The 21,139-nt window shown below is 35.2% G+C and carries 15 protein-coding genes and 1 pseudogene; 10 read left to right on the top strand and 6 right to left on the bottom strand.

From position 1 onward, the window contains the following. Positions 1-3 precede the first annotated feature (3 nt). A complete protein-coding gene (gene gltB, locus JF259_RS01595; RefSeq protein WP_233164036.1) occupies positions 4-4,518 on the bottom strand; it encodes a glutamate synthase large subunit in 4,515 nt (1,504 codons plus the stop codon). Between the two features lie 458 nt (positions 4,519-4,976). Between gltB and JF259_RS01590 the strand changes: the two genes are divergently transcribed. Genes JF259_RS01590 through JF259_RS01580 form a run of 3 tightly spaced genes read left to right on the top strand, consistent with a single transcriptional unit; the run spans position 4,977 to position 7,601 of the window. Beyond that, positions 4,977-5,987 carry an outer membrane beta-barrel protein gene (locus JF259_RS01590; RefSeq protein WP_199112526.1) on the top strand — a complete coding sequence of 337 codons (1,011 nt, stop codon included), beginning with the start codon at positions 4,977-4,979 and terminating at the stop codon, positions 5,985-5,987. Positions 5,988-6,016: 29 nt separating this feature from the next. Beyond that, the gene (locus JF259_RS01585) at positions 6,017-6,355 is read left to right on the top strand and encodes a P-II family nitrogen regulator (protein WP_199112524.1); all 339 of its coding nucleotides are present in this window, start codon (positions 6,017-6,019) and stop codon (positions 6,353-6,355) included. A gap of 22 nt (positions 6,356-6,377) precedes the next feature. After that, positions 6,378-7,601: an ammonium transporter gene (locus tag JF259_RS01580; RefSeq protein ID WP_199112522.1), complete on the top strand. Its 1,224-nt coding sequence runs from the start codon at positions 6,378-6,380 to the stop codon at positions 7,599-7,601. A 297-nt stretch (positions 7,602-7,898) separates the two neighbouring features. Here the strand turns inward: JF259_RS01580 and JF259_RS01575 are convergent, their stop codons facing one another. Continuing rightward, the gene (locus JF259_RS01575; RefSeq protein WP_199112520.1) at positions 7,899-10,487 is read right to left on the bottom strand and encodes a phosphoenolpyruvate carboxylase; all 2,589 of its coding nucleotides are present in this window, start codon (positions 10,485-10,487) and stop codon (positions 7,899-7,901) included. A 380-nt stretch (positions 10,488-10,867) separates the two neighbouring features. Between JF259_RS01575 and JF259_RS01570 the strand changes: the two genes are divergently transcribed. The 3 genes from JF259_RS01570 to nadB all read left to right on the top strand — a co-directional run bounded on the left by JF259_RS01570 (position 10,868) and on the right by nadB (position 15,392). Next, complete coding sequence (locus tag JF259_RS01570) at positions 10,868-12,676, top strand: hypothetical protein (RefSeq protein ID WP_199112518.1); 1,809 nt, start codon at positions 10,868-10,870, stop codon at positions 12,674-12,676. Between the two features lie 234 nt (positions 12,677-12,910). Beyond that, a complete protein-coding gene (gene nadA / locus JF259_RS01565; RefSeq protein ID WP_199112516.1) occupies positions 12,911-13,837 on the top strand; it encodes a quinolinate synthase NadA in 927 nt (308 codons plus the stop codon). Between the two features lies 1 nt (position 13,838). Continuing rightward, positions 13,839-15,392, top strand: a complete 1,554-nt coding sequence (gene nadB, locus JF259_RS01560) for an L-aspartate oxidase (RefSeq protein WP_199112514.1) — start codon at positions 13,839-13,841, stop codon at positions 15,390-15,392. A gap of 42 nt (positions 15,393-15,434) precedes the next feature. Here the strand turns inward: nadB and JF259_RS01555 are convergent, their stop codons facing one another. The 3 genes and pseudogenes from JF259_RS01555 to JF259_RS17580 form a co-directional block, all read right to left on the bottom strand. Beyond that, positions 15,435-15,767 carry a single-stranded DNA-binding protein gene (locus tag JF259_RS01555; protein ID WP_199112512.1) on the bottom strand — a complete coding sequence of 111 codons (333 nt, stop codon included), beginning with the start codon at positions 15,765-15,767 and terminating at the stop codon, positions 15,435-15,437. Between the two features lie 522 nt (positions 15,768-16,289). Continuing rightward, positions 16,290-17,459, bottom strand: a complete 1,170-nt coding sequence (locus JF259_RS01550) for a virulence RhuM family protein (protein WP_199112510.1) — start codon at positions 17,457-17,459, stop codon at positions 16,290-16,292. Positions 17,460-17,520: 61 nt separating this feature from the next. Continuing rightward, positions 17,521-18,372, bottom strand: a pseudogene (locus JF259_RS17580) (IS1595 family transposase); the annotation flags it as partial. A gap of 60 nt (positions 18,373-18,432) precedes the next feature. Between JF259_RS17580 and JF259_RS01535 the strand changes: the two are divergent. After that, entirely contained in the window at positions 18,433-18,906 is a 474-nt protein-coding gene (locus JF259_RS01535) for a hypothetical protein (RefSeq protein ID WP_199112498.1), read from the top strand. On the opposite strand, the gene JF259_RS01530 is transcribed toward JF259_RS01535, so the two are convergent. Then, complete coding sequence (locus JF259_RS01530) at positions 18,892-19,065, bottom strand: hypothetical protein (protein ID WP_199112496.1); 174 nt, start codon at positions 19,063-19,065, stop codon at positions 18,892-18,894. The two genes, JF259_RS01535 and JF259_RS01530, sit on opposite strands and share 15 nt — an antisense overlap. A gap of 203 nt (positions 19,066-19,268) precedes the next feature. On the opposite strand from JF259_RS01530, the gene JF259_RS01525 reads away from it, so the two are divergent. From JF259_RS01525 to JF259_RS01515, 3 genes are all read left to right on the top strand, one after another. Next, the gene (locus JF259_RS01525) at positions 19,269-19,679 is read left to right on the top strand and encodes a JAB domain-containing protein (protein ID WP_199112494.1); all 411 of its coding nucleotides are present in this window, start codon (positions 19,269-19,271) and stop codon (positions 19,677-19,679) included. A gap of 413 nt (positions 19,680-20,092) precedes the next feature. After that, positions 20,093-20,602 (top strand): DinB family protein, encoded by a 510-nt coding sequence (locus JF259_RS01520; protein ID WP_199112492.1) that lies wholly within the window; start codon positions 20,093-20,095, stop codon positions 20,600-20,602. An 11-nt stretch (positions 20,603-20,613) separates the two neighbouring features. Next, a complete protein-coding gene (locus tag JF259_RS01515) occupies positions 20,614-21,138 on the top strand; it encodes a DinB family protein (protein ID WP_199112490.1) in 525 nt (174 codons plus the stop codon). Position 21,139 lies beyond the last annotated feature (1 nt).

Below are 21,139 nucleotides of genomic sequence, written 5' to 3'. Positions count from 1 at the left end.
GTATTATGCTGTTGTTAATTCTTCTACCATTTGTTCCTCAGTTTCTAAACGTTTCAATGCACGTTTGTATTCGATTGGCATGATTCTAACAAAATTATTTAAGCTAGTTTCCCAATCGGCTAATAGTTCTTTTCCACGGTTACTGTTTGTGTAAAGGACATGTTTTTCGATTAATGCTTTTAATTCTTTAGCGTCTTCAGATAAGATATCTTCAAACTCAATAGTCTCTGTATTGCATAATCCGTTTTCAAGTTTCTTTTCCGGGTCGTAAACATAAGCGATACCGCCACTCATACCTGCAGCAAAGTTTCTCCCAGTGCTACCAAGTACAATTACTTTACCACCGGTCATATACTCACAACAATGATCGCCTACACCTTCAACAACGGCAGTAGCTCCAGAGTTTCTTACGGCAAAACGTTCGCCGGCAATACCGTTAATGTAAGCTTCTCCTTCAACGGCTCCAAATAGACAAACATTACCAACTATAATGTTGTTTTCTGCTATAAAGTCGGCTTTGGCTGGTTTCTTAACAATTAATTTAGCTCCCGATAAACCTTTACCAAGGTAATCGTTAGTATTGCCTTCTACTGTAAATGTTAATCCGTGAGCACCAAAAGCTCCAAAACTTTGCCCAGCCGAACCTGTAAAATTAATGTTTAAGGTGTTGTCGGGTAAGCCAAGGTGTCCGTATACTTTAGAGATCTCATTACTTACAATAGCACCAACAGAGCGGTTTGTATTGTTTATAGGATACTCTAAAGTCATTTGTTCTTTTCTATATAAAGCCCTGTGGGAGTCCTTAAGTATTCTAAAATCTAGAACATCTTGTAAATCATGATCTTGTTCTTCTGTATTCTTTAAAACCATATTACTGTACTCGGCAGGTCTGTGTAAGATGGAAGATAAATCCAAGCCTTTAGCTTTGTAGTGTTTAATCGCTTTATTGGCATTGATTTTATGGGTTTGTCCTATCATTTCGTCTAGGGTTCTAAACCCTAGCTGCGCCATGATGCCTCTTAATTCTTCTGCTATATAGTAGAAGAAATTTATAACGTGCTCTGGTGTGCCTTTAAAGTTTTTACGTAATGCTTTATCTTGAGTCGCAATACCTACAGGGCATGTATTTAAATGACATTTACGCATCATAATACATCCTGAAGCTACCAATGGGGCGGTTGCAAAACCAAATTCTTCAGCACCTAATAAAGCAGCAATGGCTACATCGCGGCCTGTTTTTAGCTGACCGTCACATTCTACCACAATTCGGCTTCTTAATTTGTTTAAAACCAAAGCTTGTTGTGCTTCTGCTAAACCAAGCTCCCAAGGTAATCCGGCATGTTTTAATGAGGTAAGCGGAGAGGCTCCTGTACCACCATCGTAGCCAGATATAAGTACAACGTCTGCTTTTGCTTTAGAAACTCCAGCAGCAATGGTGCCAACGCCGACTTCGGAAACCAGTTTAACATTTATTCTTGCTTCACGGTTAGCATTTTTTAAGTCGTATATTAATTGTGCTAAATCCTCAATAGAGTATATGTCATGATGTGGTGGTGGCGAAATTAATCCTACAAAAGGTGTAGAGTTTCGTGCCGCCGCAATCCAAGGTAATACTTTTTCGCCTGGTAATTGTCCGCCTTCTCCGGGCTTGGCGCCCTGAGCCATCTTTATTTGAATTTCTTTAGCATTGGTAAGGTAATGTGATGTTACCCCAAAGCGTCCGGACGCAACTTGTTTGATTGCCGAGTTGCGGTTATCGCCGTTAACGTCTGGCTGAAAACGTTTTCTGTCTTCACCTCCTTCTCCAGAATTCGACTTACCACCAATACGGTTCATGGCGATGGCTAAGTTTTCGTGTGCTTCTCTGGAAATGGATCCATAAGACATAGCCCCCGTCTTGAAGCGTTTTACAATGGCTGTCCAAGGCTCTACTTCTTCTAACGGAATGGGATCTAAGTTGTCGAATTCGAATAAACCTCGAATGGTCATCAGATTTTCCGATTGTTCGTTTACAGCTTTAGAATATACGTCGTAGCTATCCTGGTCACTAAGCCTTACAGCTTGTTGTAGTTTGGCAATGGTAGTAGGGTTAAACATGTGGCGCTCGCCATTTCGTCGCCATCTGTAATCGCCGCCTATATTTAAGCCTAAACGTTTGTCTATGTATTTGTCGGGATACGCATATTTGTAGCGTTCATTAATTTCTTTTTCAATTTCGTATAAACCGATACCCTCAATTCTGGATGCGGTATAAGGGAAGTATTTTTCAACAAATTGAGAGTTAAAGCCAACGATTTCAAAAATTTGAGATCCCCTATAAGAATGTAGGGTGGAGATTCCAATTTTGTTCATGATTTTCAGTAATCCTTTTCCAATAGCTTTATTGAAATTATCGACAGCCTTTTGTTCGTCAAGACCCTTGATGAATCCTTCTTTTACTTGCATTCTAATAATTTCATTTACCATATAAGGGTTAATGGCACTAGCGCCATAGCCAAATAGGGTAGCAAAATGGTGTGGTTCACGTGGCTCTGCCGATTCAACAATAATGTCAAAATACGAGCGCTTGCGTAAACGGTTCATTTGATGATGAACATACGAACAAGCTAACAATGAAGGAATTGGAGCGAATTGTTTGTTTACTCCTCTATCGGATAAGATAATAATGTTCGTTCCTCTTTCAAGGGCTTTGGTTATTTGAACAATAATATCTTCTAAGGCATCTTCAAGACCGTTTAGCCCTTTTGATTTTTCGTATAGGATCTCTATGGTTTCGGCTTTAAAACCTTCGACAGAAATGCTTCTTATTTTTTCTAAATCGGCATTGGAAATTACTGGATTTTGAATGCGTAATTTTCTACATTGTCTTTCGGTAATGCTAAAAATATTTCGGTCTTTACCTAGTGCTAAACTGATATCGGTAACTATTTCTTCGCGAATACCATCTAAAGGCGGATTGGTAACCTGTGCAAATAATTGTTTAAAATAGTTGGAAATGAGCTGAGGCCTGTCGGATAGTACTGCTAAAGGTGTATCGGTACCCATAGATCCTAAAGCTTCTTTTCCATTCTGGGCCATTGGAGAAATAACCTCTTGAATATCTTCGAAGGTATAGTTGAACAAACGCTGTCTTGTTTTAATGTCGATGGTTTCAATAGGACAGGTTTCGTTTGTATAAGGTACATTTTTTAAATGTAATCTTGTTTTGTCTAACCATTCTTTATAGGGTCTTTCGGAAACAATTTTACTCTTGATTTCTTCATCGTTAATGATGCGACCTTTGTTCATGTCTACCAAGAACATTTTTCCTGGTTCTAGTCTACCGTGGCTTTCAACGTCTTCTGGGGCAATATCAACAACGCCAATTTCTGACGCCATAATTAATTTTCCGCTTTTGGTAACGGAATATCTAGAAGGCCTTAAGCCGTTACGATCTAGTAGTGCTCCAATGTAATCCCCATCTGTAAAAGGTACCGATGCAGGGCCGTCCCAAGGTTCCATGATACAGGCATTGTATTCATAAAATGCTTTTCTTTCTTCCGACATGGTTTTGTGTTTTTCCCATGCTTCAGGAATCATCATCATCATAACTTCTGGTAAGGATCTTCCGGTATGTGTTAATAATTCCACAACCATATCCATAGATGCAGAATCTGATTTCCCTGGAAGTATAATAGGGAATAACTTGTCTATTTGTGGACCGAAAACATCACTTTTCATGATTTCTTCGCGAACACGCATTCTACTAACGTTGCCTCGTAAGGTGTTTATCTCTCCATTTTGACAAATGTGTCTAAATGGTTGGGCTAATTCCCATGTAGGCATGGTATTGGTAGAAAACCTTTGGTGTACTAAGGCTAAGCGTGTTACTAAATCTGGTTCTAAAAGGTCTTTGTAGTATGGCCCAATATCTTCGGGCATGATAATGCCTTTGTATATTAATGTTGTGGTTGATAAACTAGGAACATAGAAATAGTTGTTTTGGGACATTTTAGAAGCGTATATGGCGTGCTCTGCAATTTTACGAGCCGCATACAATTTTGCTTTAAATGTAGCTTCATCAATATCTTCTGATTTTCCTACGAATATTTGTTCTATCTTAGGTTCTGAGGCTAATGCAATTTCTCCAAGCTGAGAGGAGTCTACAGGAACTTCGCGCCAACCCAAAACGGTTAGTCCTTGCGTTTGTATTTCTTTTTCAAAAATTTCTTTACAGGTTTTGTACTGATTTTTATTTTGAGGTAGAAAAATCATTCCAACAGCATACTCTCTAGGTGCTGGAATTTTAAAATCACATACTCTGTTGAAATATTCGTGAGGGATATCGATTAATAATCCTGCGCCATCACCGGTCTTTCCATCTGCACTTACACCTCCTCGGTGTTCTAGTTTTACCAAAATTTCTAAAGCATCGTGTATGATTTGATTTGTTTTCTCCCCTTTAAGGTTACAAATAAAACCTGCACCACAATTTTCGTGTTCAAATTCAGGTAAATACATTCCTTGTTTCTGCAACATAATCAACAAATTATAAGTTTAAAAATTAGCCTTTAACAGCGAAGATATGCAGTAGAATTTAAATAACCATAAGGGGTAATCTATTATTTCGATTTTAGGAGTTAAGTGAATATAAAAATAATTATATATCAATAATAAAGCGGTTTTTTAGTAAATATTCAATCGATAATATTTAGTTATAAATGTGAATTTGTGAATTAAAATTAACAAAAAGTTGCTTTTGTAAAAATAATGTCATCAAAAAACTGAAAAAACTAATAATAATTCAAATAGCCGTATTGTTGAAAAAGCAAAAAAATATAAAATTATCTAAATACCCTTAAAAAATTAGGGGTATAAATGAATTTTATATAAAAATGAATCACACACCCCTGTTTTTTAAGGGGTGTAAATGTTTTTTATATAGTTTTACCTCGAATTCAATGAGAATTAACCAATAACTATAAAATTAAAACATTATGAAAAGAATTATCACACTTTCAATGCTTTTTGTAGCAACTGTGTTATTTGCCCAAGAAGATGAATCTAAAAAATCATTTAATATTGGAGGAAGTATAGATGCGTATTATAAAACAAATTTAACATCTTCCGATAGAGCTATTTTTGGTGATGGTGGCGACGAGTTTCAGTCTTTTGGAACGTCATTTGCTAACAAAACTGGATTTGCATTGGGTATGGCAAACTTGATAGCTTCCTATGAAGGTGGTAAAACAGGTGCTGTTGCCGACGTAGTATTTGGGCCTCGTGGTCTTGGGGCTGTTGGAGGCGATGATGGGATTTTTATTAATCAGTTATATGCTTACTGGAATGTATCTGAAAGCACTACTTTAACTATAGGGCGTTTTAACACCTATTTGGGTTATGAAGTTATTTCGCCAGTAGGTAACTTTAACTATAGTACATCTTACTTGTTTTCTAGCGGGCCGTTTTCGCATGTTGGGTTAAAGGCTGATTTTGCATTGTCTGATGATGTTAGCTTAATGTTGGCTTTTATGAATCCAACGGATGTTAACAATAATTTTACTGGAGATTACGGTTTAGGAGCTCAATTAGGTTTTGCAGGTCAATATCTGAATTTCTATTATGATTCTGGAGTGGTACTTGGTTTCGAAATTGATTATACTGGCGGTTTCGATCTGTCTGAAGATTTCTTCTTGGGTATTAATGGTGCTTATGCCGATAATGATGGTAATGGTTTTTACGGAGCAGCTTTGTATCCGCAATTGGCAACTTCTGAAGATTTTTCAATAGGGCTAAGAGGCGAGTACTTTAATTGGATGATGGATGGTGCTTCAGAAGAGCCAAGTGTATTTGCATTAACACTAACAGGAAGTTACACGCTTGAGAATTTAATTATCAAACCTGAATTACGTTTAGATAGTAACTCTGACGAAGTATACTTTGATAATGATATGGCGCCTACAAAAAGCTTAGCAGCTTTTACTTTGGCAGCTATTTATTCATTTTAATCTAATTAACTAAATAAAATAAATGAGTCATGAAAAAAATTGAAGCAATTATTAGAAAATCTAAATACAGTGTAGTGAAAAATGCACTGCATGAAGTGGGGGTAAACTTCTTCTCTTACTGGGATGTTACCGGTTTGGGTAATGAAAAAGAGGGTCATGTGTATAGGGGTGTTTCTTATAGCACTAGTGATATTCAGCGCCGCTATTTATCTATTGTAGTTAATGATGATTTTGAAGAAGTAACAATCAAGGCTATTCTAGGTTCAGCTGGAACGGGTGAAGTAGGGGATGGTAAAATATTCGTTTCCGATATCACTGAATGTTATAGAATAAGAACAGGAGAAAAAGGAGGAGATACCTTAAAATAATAATCATCAAACACTATTAATTATGGAATTACTTACAACAAATAATGTATGGATGATGATCTGTACAGCACTCGTTTTCTTTATGCATTTAGGTTTTGCATTTTTAGAAATTGGATTAACAAGACAAAAGAATACTATAAACATACTTTTTAAGAATATTTTTATTATAACAGTAGGGTTGCTGCTTTATTGTTTGGTTGGGTTTAACTTAATGTACCCTGGAGAGTTTAATGGGGTCTTTGGCTTTGCAGGATTTGGACTGGATTCTCCGTTAACAGCTGAAGGTGCTTTAGATTTGGCTTATAATGAAGGCTATACTTACTGGACAGATTTCTTGTTCCAAGGAATGTTTGCAGCGACAGCAGCTACTATTGTTTCTGGAGCAGTTGCAGAACGAATGAAAATAGTCCCTTTTATGATCTTCGCTATTATTTATGTTGGAGTTGTTTATCCTATTGCTGGTTCATGGAAATGGGGTGGTGGATTCTTAGATGAAATGGGATTTTATGATTTTGCAGGTTCAACCTTAGTGCACTCTGTTGGGGGATGGGCTGCTTTAATAGCGGTATATTTGTTAGGATCTCGTATTGGTAAGTTTAAGGATGGAAAGCCTCAGGCGATTCCAGGGCATAATATCCCATTGGCTACGGCAGGTGTGCTAATACTTTGGTTAGGATGGTTTGGTTTTAATGGGGGTTCTGTGCTTTCTGCCGATCCAGAATTAACATCAATCACTTTGGTAACAACCTGTTTGGCTGCAGCAGCAGGAGGTGTTGTTTCCATGTTGGTTTCTACGGCTATTTATAAAAACTTGGATTTAACAATGTTTTTAAATGGAATACTAGGTGGTCTTGTGGGTATTACTGCAGGGGCTGATGTTATGACACCAACAAGTGCAGTAATTGTAGGGGCCATAGCAGGAGCGCTTATTGTATTTGCTGTAACCTGTGTAGATAAATTAAGATTGGATGATCCTGTTGGAGCCATAGCGGTTCATTTAATTTGTGGTGTATGGGGAACATTGGCCGTTGGAATATTTTCTGCCAACCCAGATCATAGCTTTTTAACGCAATTAATAGGAGTTGTATCGTATGCGGCTATTTGTATAGTGTCGTCGTTTATAATCATATTTGTTCTTAAGAAAACAATAGGAATTAGAGTTTCAGAGAAAGAAGAGTTAGAAGGTTTAGATGCGCATGAGCATGGTATGGATGCTTATCCTGATTTCAGGTTAAATGAGCACTAAGTTTATAAGTTTTTAGTTAAGTGGAAATTAAAAGGAGCTGTCTAAATAGGTAGCTCCTTTTTTTGTTTGGATGTGTCTGGTGCTGAATAATGCTACAATACTAAACAAAATGAAATGGTTTTTGCGTACTGGGTTTTAGGTTTTATAGAAGCGACAATCTGGGCCTTAAATATTTTTTTGGATTATTAGAGGAAGCATTTTTAAAATAAAGAAAGGCCTCATTATAAAAAAACAATGCCTTCACATGTGAAGGCATTGTTTTTTTATAGAATTTAACAAAAATGTGTAGAACCCAAATTAAGCAGAGTTTCTACTGGCATTAATATTGCCAAATAGCGAACGTGTTACGATCTTTTCAAAGATCTTTAATTGTTCGGTATCTTTAACACCTTCTTTTTCTAGTTCTTGAATCTTTTTGAGTGCATATTGCTGTATGGTAAGCAAAGGCAGTACAATGGATTCCCTGACCTCGATAGAGGCTTTACCTGAAGGTTCGTTTTCCATTAACTCTTTGTATCCTGTTAATTTTAAGAGTAGCTTCTTAGTGGTAGTGTACTCGTTGTAAATAATATTCCAGAACGCTCCAAACTCTTCGTCTTTAGACATGTATTTGGTTAAGTCGAAAAACGATTTTGTTAGGGACATCATACTGTTTTCTAACAAGGTTTTGAAGAACTTAGAGTTTTTGTATAACTGCTCTACTTTATGGAATTCACCTCTGTCTTCATAAGCCTTTAAAGCAGTACCTACGCCATAAAATCCGGGAACATTTTGTTTTAATTGACTCCAGGAACCAACAAATGGGATTGCCCGTAAATCTGAGAAGATCAATTTGTCAGATTTAGAACGTTTAGAAGGTCTACTGCCAATATTGGTTTTAGCGTAATATTTTAAAGTGCTCATGCGTTCCAGATAAGGAATGAACATAGGGTGGCCTTTAAAATCTTTGTAGGTTTGGTAACTCGTTTCGGCAAGATCGCTCATAACAGCCTTGTCTTCTTCAGACATAGCATGCTCATCTTTCCCTAAGCGGTTTAATATCCCCGAGCTTATAAGTTGTTCTAGGTTGTACTGAGACGAATCTAAAGTTCCGAAATTAGAACTAATAGTTTGTCCTTGTATGGTAAGTTGTACCTCTTTGTCTTCAATTGTAGGGCCTAATGAAGCGTAGAACTGGTGTGTCTTCCCGCCTCCACGAGCTGGTGGGCCACCACGACCATCAAAGAATATAGCTGTAATATCATATTTTCTGGACATTTCGGTAAGTAGTTCTTTAGCTTTAAAAATTCCCCAGTTGGCCATTAAATAACCACCGTCTTTGGTACCGTCGGAAAAACCGAGCATTATGGTTTGCTTCATGCCCCTGCTTTTTAAATGTTCCATATAGACCGGATTTGTGTAGAGTTGTTCCATAACGCTAGGAGCATTTTCTAAATCGGGTATGGTTTCAAAAAGCGGTACAATGTCTACTGTCAAATCCTCTTTAAATGCCGTTAATTTTAGCATTGAAAAGAGTTGCATTACATTTAAAGCCGTTTGGTTGTTGCTTATAATGTATCTATTTGCGCCCTTTTCCCCATTAGAGCTTTGAATTTGTTTTATAACCTCGATAGTCTTTAAAGTGTTAAACACCATTTCGTCTTCAAATGCATTAATGTCGATGTTGGCATCTTTAACTTCAGAAAGTACTTTTATTTGATCTTCTTCTGATAGTTCATGATAATTTTCCGGGATTAAAGGATGGCCAGTTTCAATTAAATGATCTATTACGGTGGAGAAGACTTTATGATGGATTCTGCTGTCCTGGCGTATATCTAAAGTGGCAAAGTGGAAGCCAAATAAATGGATTCTGTTTATAAGGCTATTAATGTCGTTAACATATAGCGATTGGTGTTCTTTTATTAGAACCTTTCTAATGCTAAGTAGTTCGACAAGTAGCTCCTGGCATTCAATTGTTTCTTCAGTATTTAAATTGATACTGTAATTGTAAAGTATGGTTTCTAAGCGTACAATGCGTTCTTCAACACCTCTAAAAGTAAGCTTGCGTCTTAAATCCTTAAGGTCTGCATAGTATTTTTTTAGGGCTGCTTGTTTGAGTTTTTCGGCAACTTTTAAAGTTGTGTCAGGTTTTACAAATGGGTTGCCGTCGCGATCACCTCCCGGCCAAAATCCAATGTTGATAATTTCATTGTGTTTTTTGCCATCGTCGTATACATTTTGTTGTATGTAGTTGTAAATATTTCCAAAGGACTGGTAAAATACATTCTCTAAGTACCATATAAGGCTAACTGCTTCATCATATGGAGTCGGTTTTTCTCTTTTAAAGAAAGGTGTTTTTCCTAGTTGTGCAAACAAATTGTTGATCTTAATTAAATCGTTTGCTTTAATAGCTTCGGTCAAGTCTGTTATAATCCCTAAAACAGATCCAGGGTAAAATTGAGTTGGGTGTGCAGTAAGCACAATTCGAACTTTAAATTCTTCAAGGTATTTTCGAAGTTCTTCCAGTTTGCCTTCAGAAATTGCAGATCCTTTAAGGTTTCTTAAAGTACCGATGCCTTCCATGTTATTCACAACAGGAAATGCAGCGTCTTCAATAGCATCGAACAACACAACTTGTCTTTCAATGTATTGAATGAACCTAAATAATAAATTTATTTGGCTTTCTTTGGTGCGTCGAGCTTGGTATTTTTTAAAAAAGGTGTCAACTATTGTTGTTGGGTCGTCACCTTTAGCAAACCCTTTTTTGCAAGTTTCATGAAATAAAGGCAGCAAAACACCTGTTTTTGTAATTGTATCAAAGGGTAAGGTCATAAATATACTATTGTATATTTGGTATTTAGACAATACACTTTGTTTAAAACGTTTTAATTTTGGCTCTATAGACATAACATCAATTTGATCAAATTAGCCATAAAAGTAATAAAGCTTAAATTAAGGACTGCAGAATGCATTAAGTTTTATCGATTTTTGTAGTTTATTGAACTCTAATTAAGAATAATTAAAAAAATAGCCATTATCGTTGTCTCTTTTTAATCGGTTTTTTTGATGTTAAGAATTAATCTTTCTTTTTCTCAATTATCGAGATTTAAATGCTTCATAAGCGCGTTGTGAGGTAGGTTGCTTTTTGTTCATTTGCATAAATTAGAAGGAGTAATTTTTAAAGTATGACATTTGTCATAGTTGGTCTTGTGCTTGATCAATAATTTTGCCTGTTTTAATAATGCCTGATTATTAAGTTGGTTGGCATAAAAAGTTACTTATAGTATATGAAACATGCACATTCATTTCACATTCCTGTTATGGGGATAGGATTCACAATAGATACACCTTTAAAGGTGGCCCAATATGGTATGGATTCGGTAATCTCATTGGTTGATGATATTTTATTGGAGAAATTAAGGAAAATGTATAGTAAAAAGTTTGAGATTCCGTATCATGAAATCACGGAAAAGATGGATGATTTTAGAGCCCAGCGCATAACGGCTTACTTAAACCTTATTAATGATTTGGTGGATAAGAAGTTTGAAGCATTAAAGAATGTGGCTCTGGAGAAGAGTGACGAGGTAAAAGCTTATATAGGCATGCTGCCTGACGGAGCTACAATAAAAGAAGAGTTCTTAAAACTTGTTGAAAACGGTGGTAGTATTTCTGAAATCAAACACTGGGTATCAAGGTACTTAACTAAAGGTCGCATTGATGTTAATATTATGACTAAGGTAGATAAAGACAATTATCGTAAAGATGAAAAGTTGCCAGTTGAATATAATGATGCTCATGCAGCTTTAAGAGGGTTTGCGAATAGTAAACTAAATTCTTCTGTTGTGCTTTCGGCAGGGATGAACCCAAGGTTATATGCTTATATGGCAAAGTTTGACAGTTTTTTCCCAGATGAGAAGGGGGGATTTGAAAAACGGATTATTTTAAAAGTTAGCGATTACAGATCGGCGTTGATACAAGGGAAGTTTTTGGCAAAAAAGGGTTTGTGGGTTTCAGAATATAGAATTGAGTCTGGTCTTAATTGTGGAGGGCATGCCTTTGCTACCGATGGCTATCTTTTGGGGCCAGTTTTAGCTGAGTTTAAAGAAAAACGAGAGGCATTGAGAATGTCCATTGAAAGTGTGTTAAATGAAGAATTAAAAAATCAAGGCCGTGTCGTTCCGCAAGACCCACTAAAAATTAAGGTATCCGCACAGGGTGGTGTTGGAACCCAGGAAGAACATGAATTTTTAATTGATGAATACGACTTGGATTCTGTTGGTTGGGGTACGCCTTTTTTGTTGGTGCCAGAAGCAACTACTGTAGACGAAGCTACATTGCAAAAGTTGGTAAAAGCCAAAGAGGACGATTTGTATTTAAGTAATATTTCTCCTTTAGGAGTGCCTTTTAATAACCTTAGGGATAATACTAAGGATATTGAAAAAGAAGTTTTAATTAAAAAGGGTAGGCCAGGGAGTTCTTGTCCCAAAAAGTTTGTAGCACTCAATAAGGATTTTAAGGAGAAGGGGATGTGTACGGCTTCCAGGGAATACCAGTACTTAAAGATAAAGGCATTAGAAGAAAAAGCATTGCCTGTTAGTGAATATAAAAAGGCATTTAATAAAATAACCGAAAAATCCTGTACCTGTGTTGGTTTGGGAACTTCTGCATTATTGAAGTACAATATGGATACAAAAATAGAAGGAGAAGGCGTGTCTATTTGTCCGGGTCCTAATATGGCATATTATTCTAAAATCATGACCTTAAAAGACATTACAGATCATATTTATGGTCGGGCTAATATGTTATCGCGAGTAGATCGTCCTAATCTATTTGTAAAGGAATTGCATATATACATTGACTTTTTGAAAAACAAATTCGAAGCGTTAAAAACAGATATGAGTAAGAAGGAAGAAAAGTATTTATTGACTTTTACCAATAATTTAAAGAGCGGAATAAGCTATTATCAAAATTTGTTTGAAGGGATTAAAACATGTTTTGAAGATATAAAGGTGACTGTTTTAAAAGAGTTGGAAGCGAGTGAAAAAGTTTTGGACGGTTTAAATGCAGAAATCCACGACCGGGTTGTTGCAGGTTAATAGAGAACTATTTTTGTAATATTAGTGTAATAAAGGCATTTTTGTTTTGTTAAACATTGTGTCTTTTTTTTTATAAGTGTGCAAGAATCAATAAAAAAATGCCAATGGTTCCTAATTTGATGCTATTTTTGTACCCAATGTGATTTCAATAAATTTTTAATTAAGATATTTGCATAATTAATGCATTTACACAGGTGTAATTTATTTGTGTAATAAGGAGTTAAGTATATAAACATGGATTTAGTAAAAGAAATAAAACGGCTTAAAGAGGAAAAGAATGCTGTAATTTTGGCTCATTATTATCAAGTTCCGGAAATACAGGATATTGCAGATTATGTTGGAGATAGTTTGGGTTTGTCGCAAAAGGCAGCAGAAACAGACGCCGATATTATTGTTTTTGCAGGTGTGCATTTTATGGCAGAAACCGCAAAAATATTAAACCCTACAAAGACCGTTGTATTGCCTGATTTAAATGCAGGTTGCTCTTTGGCCGATTCATGTCCGCCGGAAGCCTTTGAAAAGTTTACAAAAGAGCATCCAGATCACGTCGTGATTACTTATGTAAACTGCTCGGCTGAAATAAAAGCCTTAAGCGATATTGTGTGTACATCGTCTAATGCACTAAAAATAGTGGAATCAGTTCCAAAAGACGTTCCTATTATTTTTGCGCCAGACAAAAACCTTGGGAAGTATGTGAGTAAGCAAACTGGAAGAGATTTATTGTTATGGGATGGTAGCTGTATTGTGCATGAGGCCTTCTCTATGGATAAATTGATTGAATTACATAAAAAGTATCCAGATTATAAAATTATTGCACACCCAGAATCGGAAGAACATATTTTAAACACAGCGACTTATATAGGGTCTACTTCTGGAATGATAAATTATGTAAAGGAACATCAAGAAGAAAAGTTTATTGTTGCTACAGAAGCAGGGATCTTGCATAAGATGCAACAAGAGATGCCGTATACAGAGTTGGTGCCAGCACCAGCGGTCGAAGATAACACCTGTGCTTGTAGCGAGTGTCATTTTATGAAAATGAACACGCTACAAAAATTGTACGATTGTTTGCTTAACGAATCCCCTCAAATTGAAGTGCCCGAAGCTGTTAGAAAACGTGCTTTATTGCCTATTGAACGTATGTTAGAGTTGTCTAAATAATATGGTTTCAACAAATTATTTAGTTATTGGTTCGGGGATCGCAGGCTTAACCTTTTCGGTAAAAATAGCGGAAAGATTTCCAGAAAGAAAGGTTGTTATTGTTACCAAGGCGAACGAGGACGAATCGAATACTAAATATGCTCAAGGGGGTGTAGCTGTTGTTTTGGATGCTGAAAAGGATTCGTTTGAAAAGCATATTCACGATACCTTAGTTGCAGGTGATGGGCTTTGTAACAAGGAGGTTGTTGAAATGGTAGTGAAAGAAGGGCCACAACGACTAAAGGAATTGATGTATTGGGGGGCTAATTTTGATATAGCCAAAACAGGTCAACTCGATCTTGGTAAAGAAGGGGGGCATTCAGAACATCGCGTAGTTCATTACAAAGATATTACAGGGCGTGAAATTGAAAGGGCGTTACTGCAAAGAGCCCACCAGTTAGAAAATATTCAAATTTTACCGCACCACTTTGCCATTGATTTAATAACCAATCACCATTTAGTTGGTGTTAATGGAGATAACGATGCTTGTTATGGTGCATACGTGCTAGATCAAAAGCAAGGACGTATTTTTACAGTTAAAGCAGACGAAACATTATTGGCGTCTGGAGGGATAGGACGTGTTTATGGGCATACAACAAATCCGGTTATTGCTACAGGAGATGGTGTGGCAATGGCATACAGAGCCAAGGCTCTTGTAAAAGATATGGAATTTGTGCAGTTTCACCCCACAGCTTTGTATGAGCCCGAAGGCGAATCCTCTTTTTTAATTTCAGAAGCTGTTAGGGGGTTTGGAGCCTATCTCAGAAATAAGGAAGGACATCGCTTTATGTTGGATTATGACGAACGAGCTGAGCTTGCTTCCAGAGATATCGTGTCGCAATGTATAGACAACGAATTTAAGAAAACAGGTGATACGCATGTTTTTTTAGACTGCACCCATTTAGATGTAGACGCATTTAAAGCGCATTTTCCAAATATTTACAATAAATGTAAAGAAAAACATATCGATATAGCGACCCAATGGATTCCAGTTGTTCCTGCATCCCATTATCTGTGTGGCGGTGTAGAAGTAAATAAAGAAGGAAAAACCTCCATTAACAATTTGTTTGCTTGTGGGGAGTGTTCTAGAACGGGCTTGCATGGTGCAAACCGATTGGCTTCAAATTCGCTGTTAGAAGCTTTAGTGTATGCACATAGTATTTTTGAGTACCATTGTAAACAAGAGCCTGAGTTTAAACAGGTAGCTATTCCAGATTGGAACGACGAAGGAACCGTTATCCCCAAAGAACATATCTTAATTCAGCACAATCTTAAAGAACTGCAAGCTTTAATGCGTAATTATGTCGGAATTGTTAGGAGTAATAGCCGTTTAAAAAAAGCTAGAAAGCGGTTGGATTTAATTTATAACGAAGTTGAGGATTTATATAGGGAGTCTAAAATAACAACGTCATTATGTGAATTACGGAACATGGTTAATGTAGCGCACCTTATTATTAACCAGTCTTTACTGCGAAAGGAAAATAGCGGAGGGTATTATAATATTGATAATACATAAAAAAGCAGGCTCACTTTAAAAGGAGCCTGCTTTTATATAGGATTATTTCCCTAGCATCAAAAGTTCATTGCAGACAACTTCTGTAATATAGCGTTTGTTACCGTTTTGGTCGTCATAACTTCGCGATGTTAATTTCCCTTCAATGGCTACTTCTTTACCTTTAGAAACATATTTTTCAATGATTTCAGCTGTTTTTCCCCAAGCTATAATGTTATGCCATTGCGTTTCGGTGATTTTTTCACCTTTCGCATTTTTGTAATGCTCGTTTGTGGCAATTGTAAATTTAGCCAGCATTTTTCCCGATTCAAGATTGATGATTTCTGGATCATTTCCTAAGTTACCAATCAACTGTACTTTGTTTCTAAGCGTGTTCATAATGTTTTATTTTAATGTTAAACAGTTAATACTATCGAGTTCTTATGTTTCGACATGGCAAATATGAAAAGGCTTTTTGTTCTTAATCGGGTGCTACTCATTTAATATCGTTTGTAAATGTTTGTAGTCGTTTGTAAACGAATAAATAATGTTGTATATTGGGAATTATATATCAGTTTACACCAGTAAGCAAAGTTTGTTTTCGCACTTGGAAATAGTGCTTTTTTTGAAGTATGCAAGTTGTCTAATCCATGTTTGGGTTCTACTAATTCAGAACCACATAAACATGAGTTCTTACCGACCTAAGTCAAATTAAATTCTTGCCTTTCAATGAGCGTATTAAACAAATATTAATTTACCTAACATCAATATTTGTTTGTACTTTTATTTTATGGAATACCTAAAAAACATCTACATAAGAGCTTTAACAAGCTTAGTTCTTGGGTGGATGTTCTGGTTTACAGCTTTAGGTTGTTCCGTAATATTTATAATTCTAACCTTGATTTCAAAAACTGATCGTAATTAGTCTTTGTTATCCCTTTTCTTTTTAAGACTCTTTAAACTCAAAGCTGATATAGGCTTTTCTTCTTTAGGGTTAAAGTTCAAGCCTTGTTTTAGTTTTTTGTTGAAATCTGATAAAGGTTCTTCAATTTTGATTTCTTTTTCTTTGGGTATATTTCCTTTTTTAACGCCTTCTACCATTCTATCAAAATCAGATTTATACTCTCTATCCTGTATAACCCTAAACTTTTCATATTCTTTTTCAGCAAATTTCTTTGCTACCTCCTTTCGCATTCTGCCAGCGTCTTTAAGTAAGTCATATTCATTAAAACTTAAAAAAGAATCTAATTTATTTGCCCAATCTTCCATGGTCATTGTTACACCTCTTTTAGCTTGTAATTCGGCAAAATCTAAGTACATATTGACTAATGTATTTAATTCGCTAATCTCTTCTTTTTTTAAGTAATTTTTAGCAACACTAACATCTGATTTTAAAATTTTACCGCCTTTTTTTTCATTTTTCCAACTAGTCAGCCCCATATTGGGCATTTTTGAGTTTGCTCTTAACTTTATGATTTCGGAAGCTGTATGATGAGTGATAGCAAATTCTAATTTATTTTGAACAGTAGCAAAAAACAATCTAGTTATTTCTGCTTTAGGATTATAATCAATAGCAGTAGCGTATAGGTCAGTAACTTTTTGATAAAACCTTCTTTCAGAAGCCCGTATTTCACGAACAATCTCTATTAATTCATCGAAGTAATCTTTATCAAAAAGGTTTTTACCTTGTTTTAATCTATCGTCATCAATAGCAAACCCTTTAACTAAATAGTTTTTCAATACACTATTTGCCCAAATTCTAAACATTGTGGCTTTTTGAGAACTAACTCTATATCCAACAGAAATTATTGCGTCTAGGTTATAAAATTCTATATTTCTCTGAACATTTCTGTTACCCTCTTTTTGAACTGTCAAAATTTCTTTGACAGTTGAAAATTTATTTAATTCTCCTTCTTTATAAATATTATTTATATGGTAGCTTATCGTTTGCTTAGTAGTATCAAAAATTTCTGCCATGCTATTTTGAGACACCCAAACTGTTTCATTCTTATCATCTAAAATTACTTGGATATTGGTTGTTCCATTATCCGAAGTATAAAACATGAAATTTGTATTTTCTAAACTATGCATCGATTAACTGTTTATAAGTTATTCTATTCTCAATGTTACACAAAAGTAAATTAAATCTTTAGTTTTCAGTTCCTTTTCTAGTGTTATATCTAAAGACAAATTCGTCTACATATAACTGTAAATGTTTTTTGGAAGTAAAAAGGCATATTCCATAAATACCACGCTTCAATATTGCCCAAAAACTTTCGATAGTGTTTGTGCTTACTCGTCCTTTTACATATTGTCCTTTGCTATGTTTAACGATTTTATGGTCATAAACTCTTTTTAGTTTAGAATAGCTTTTATGTTGGTCTGTATAGACTTTAGTTTCCACATTTACATTCTCATATATAACAGGGATTAAAGATAGTTCAGAAGCGTTTTGAACGTGTTTAGCCCTTACTTCACCTTCTCTCTTGACCATACCGAATACAGTCGATTTTTTATATCGCTCTAATGTTCCCTCTGATTTATCGTGTCTGATTGAGATACTTCTGTTTTCGTTTTTGCCACCTACATAAGTCTCATCCATTTCAACTTCGCCCTCTAATTGTTAGTTATCGTCCAACCCAAAACAGTTTCTAATGCGTTGAAGCATAAACCATGCGCTTTTTTGTGTTATTCCTAAGTCTCTGCTTAATTGCAGACTAGAAATACCTTTTTTGTGAGAAGTAACAATCCAAATAGCTAAGAACCACTTTTGAAGCTCCATTTTAGTATTATCAAAAATAGTATTGGTCTTAACGTTAAAATACTTTCCTGTGTTTTTGCACTTGTAACGGTTATTCTTACATTTATAAACTTTAGAAGTAGAATCAAAAGGGCTTATAACATTACCGTTCCAACGTAGTATTTCTAAATGGTCAATACAATCCTGCTCTGTGGGGAAAGCCTTGATTAAGTCTAAAACTGATTTTACTTCTTTGTTAAACATATACAAGTATAGTAGTTATTTATACAAAATACAAATATATGGTGTAAATAAAGTATAGTTATGAATAAATTATTATTGGCTAATGCTAAAAGTTTTAAAAAAGCTGGGTTAAGATGTCTTGAAGAAAGAGATATTGACGAAAATAACTATGAAATGTTGATGTTTTCAGTTGTGGTTAACTTGTCTTTTTCTTTAGAATTATTTTTTAAATATGTGCTTTCAAAACAAGGGAAAACAATAAGAAAACATGAATTAAGGATACTATATGACAAATTGAAAAATGAAACAAAGTTTCAGATTTTAACTTCGTACTTTATTAAAACTCCATTTAAGAATATTTCTCAAAGTGAAACTCCATTTGAAAAGTTCAAAGCATGGTTTGATGAAAAATTAGATTTTCATTCAAATACTTTTGTGAAGTGGAGGTATGGGCATGAAACCATTCACAATGAAATTATGGAATGTGATTATGGATTTCTTTTAACTATGATTGATATGCTTGAAGATTTATCAAATAGGTTAACTAACTCTTAAAATATAATCTTTAAGCCATTCAATATTCTCGTTTTTATAATTTGTTACAATAAATCCACCTCCAATATCTTCATGCCCTAAACTAAGACCATGTTTTTTTGAAACTTCTATAACTTCTTCTATAAAGGCTTTTGCTCTTTTATTTTTTATTGCTTTCATTTCCTTAATTTTATATAATTGCTAATTTTTAAAATTAAGGGAAGCTATATATCGGTGTAATGTTGTATATAGTTCCCTGTATAGGCAGCTATATAAGCAAGTGGTAAATTTCAATGATAATTTAATAGGCTAACCTTTCATTACTGGATGATTCTTTTTAGATTTATTCAGAATAATCTTATATTTGGTAAAACCAAAATCTAATGAACGTACGTATTCCCAAAAACGAAAGCACACGAATAGAGGATTCACGGGACATTGCCCGTATCATGCGCAAGATACTTCTGAGACAGAACAAACTGCATAGGAAAAAGGAATACTTCTGGACGATTGGACTTAGCGTCAAGAACGATATTGAATATATAGAACTGCTTACAATAGGTATATTGAACCAAAACAATATTGATCCTGTAGAAGTGTTTAACTTTGCGGTAGCCAAGAAATGTAAAAGGATAATACTTTGTCACAACCACCCATCGGGGAATACAGCTCCTAGTGAAGCGGATAGGGAAATTACGGAGAAGATAAAGAGAGGAGCTGAAGTTCTGAACATAGAACTGCTAGACCATATAATCATATGCGACGATAAGGAGTTTACTAGCTTAATGGGCTAGAAGACATTTTTAGGGTAACTACTTTCCCTTTGCCTATAGTTGTTATTTTCTTAATGTTTTGCAAACGTTTGTAAACGGATAATATTCCTTACCTTTAGAACTGTGAAAGACTTTGTAGAAAACTTATTTAACATCATTCTGAAAATATTCGTATTTGTAGCATTGTTTTCATTTTATACTTTAATATCTACATGGATAATAGAATACTTTGGCGCAGACAGATATTTAAGTGAAGATAGCGCTGATTTAATTGCGATATTCTCAGGAGTTGTGCTTACGGCGGTTACCATAAATTTAGCGAAGTCTTTCCTTAAAAAGTTGAGGAATTAATGTTTAATCTTAAAAAAAAGAAGATGCTTGTCCCATATTGTATATAGCTGCCTTGTATATTGGCAATCAGTTATTTGTGAGCTATGACCATTAATGCTATAATCAATCAATTAGAGGCAAATAAGCTTATTTTTAAAGGCTTACTGTTGCCTAAGCCAAAAGAAGTTTATCTCTGGCGACCAGATACTAAAAAATGGTGTTTGTTGGAAATAGCATGCCATTTATTGGATGAAGAACGTGAAGATTTTAGAGCACGTATAAAGTATATATTTGAAAAGCCAGATTATGAAATGCCTTCCATTAGTCCGGAAGCTTGGGTTTTAGATCGCGATTATATGTCTAAGGACTATAATATGGTTGTGGATGCTTTTTTACAAGAGCGTGAAAAATCCATTGCTTGGTTACAAGGAGAGCTTAATACCAATTGGGAACAAAGTATAAGGCATCCAAAACTTGGGGTTATGTCTGCTAAACTGTTTTTGGATAACTGGTTAGCTCACGATTATTTGCACATGCGACAAATTTTGAGTCTTCAATACAAATTTTTAAATACAAATAGTGCCCACGATCTAAATTATGCTGGTAATTGGTAAATAAAGTTTTAATGGAATATACAACAGAAAAAGCGTTAGAAATTTTGGAGCGAACCCCTTATGTTTTAAAGACATTGCTTACAGGGTTGTCTGATGTATGGGTTTACAGTAATGAAGGGGAAGAGACTTGGAGTCCATTTGATGTGGTAGGACATCTTATTCATGGAGAAAAGACAGATTGGATAGAACGGATTAATATCATTTTAGGGGATAATATTGACAAAAGATTTGAGCCTTTCGATCGTTTTGCACAGTTTGAAAGTTCAAAGGGGAAAACACTTATTCAATTGTTGGACATGTTTACAGAATTGCGAATTAAAAACTTAGAGTACTTTAGGGCTTTAAATGTATCTGATGAGCAACTGGGGTTAAAAGGATTGCACCCAGAATTGGGAGAAGTTACCCTAAAACAATTATTGGCTACATGGGTAACCCACGATTTGGCACACATAGCACAAATTGCAAGAACTATGGCTAAGCAGTATAAAGGAGAAGTAGGTCCTTGGAAGGCTTACATTTCGATTTTAAACCAATAAG

It is taken from the genome of Snuella sedimenti, assembly GCF_016428595.1.
Lineage (GTDB): Bacteria > Bacteroidota > Bacteroidia > Flavobacteriales > Flavobacteriaceae > Snuella > Snuella sedimenti.
The sequence above is the reverse complement of the archived record's forward strand: the minus strand, read 5'-3'. Positions and strand labels throughout refer to the sequence as shown.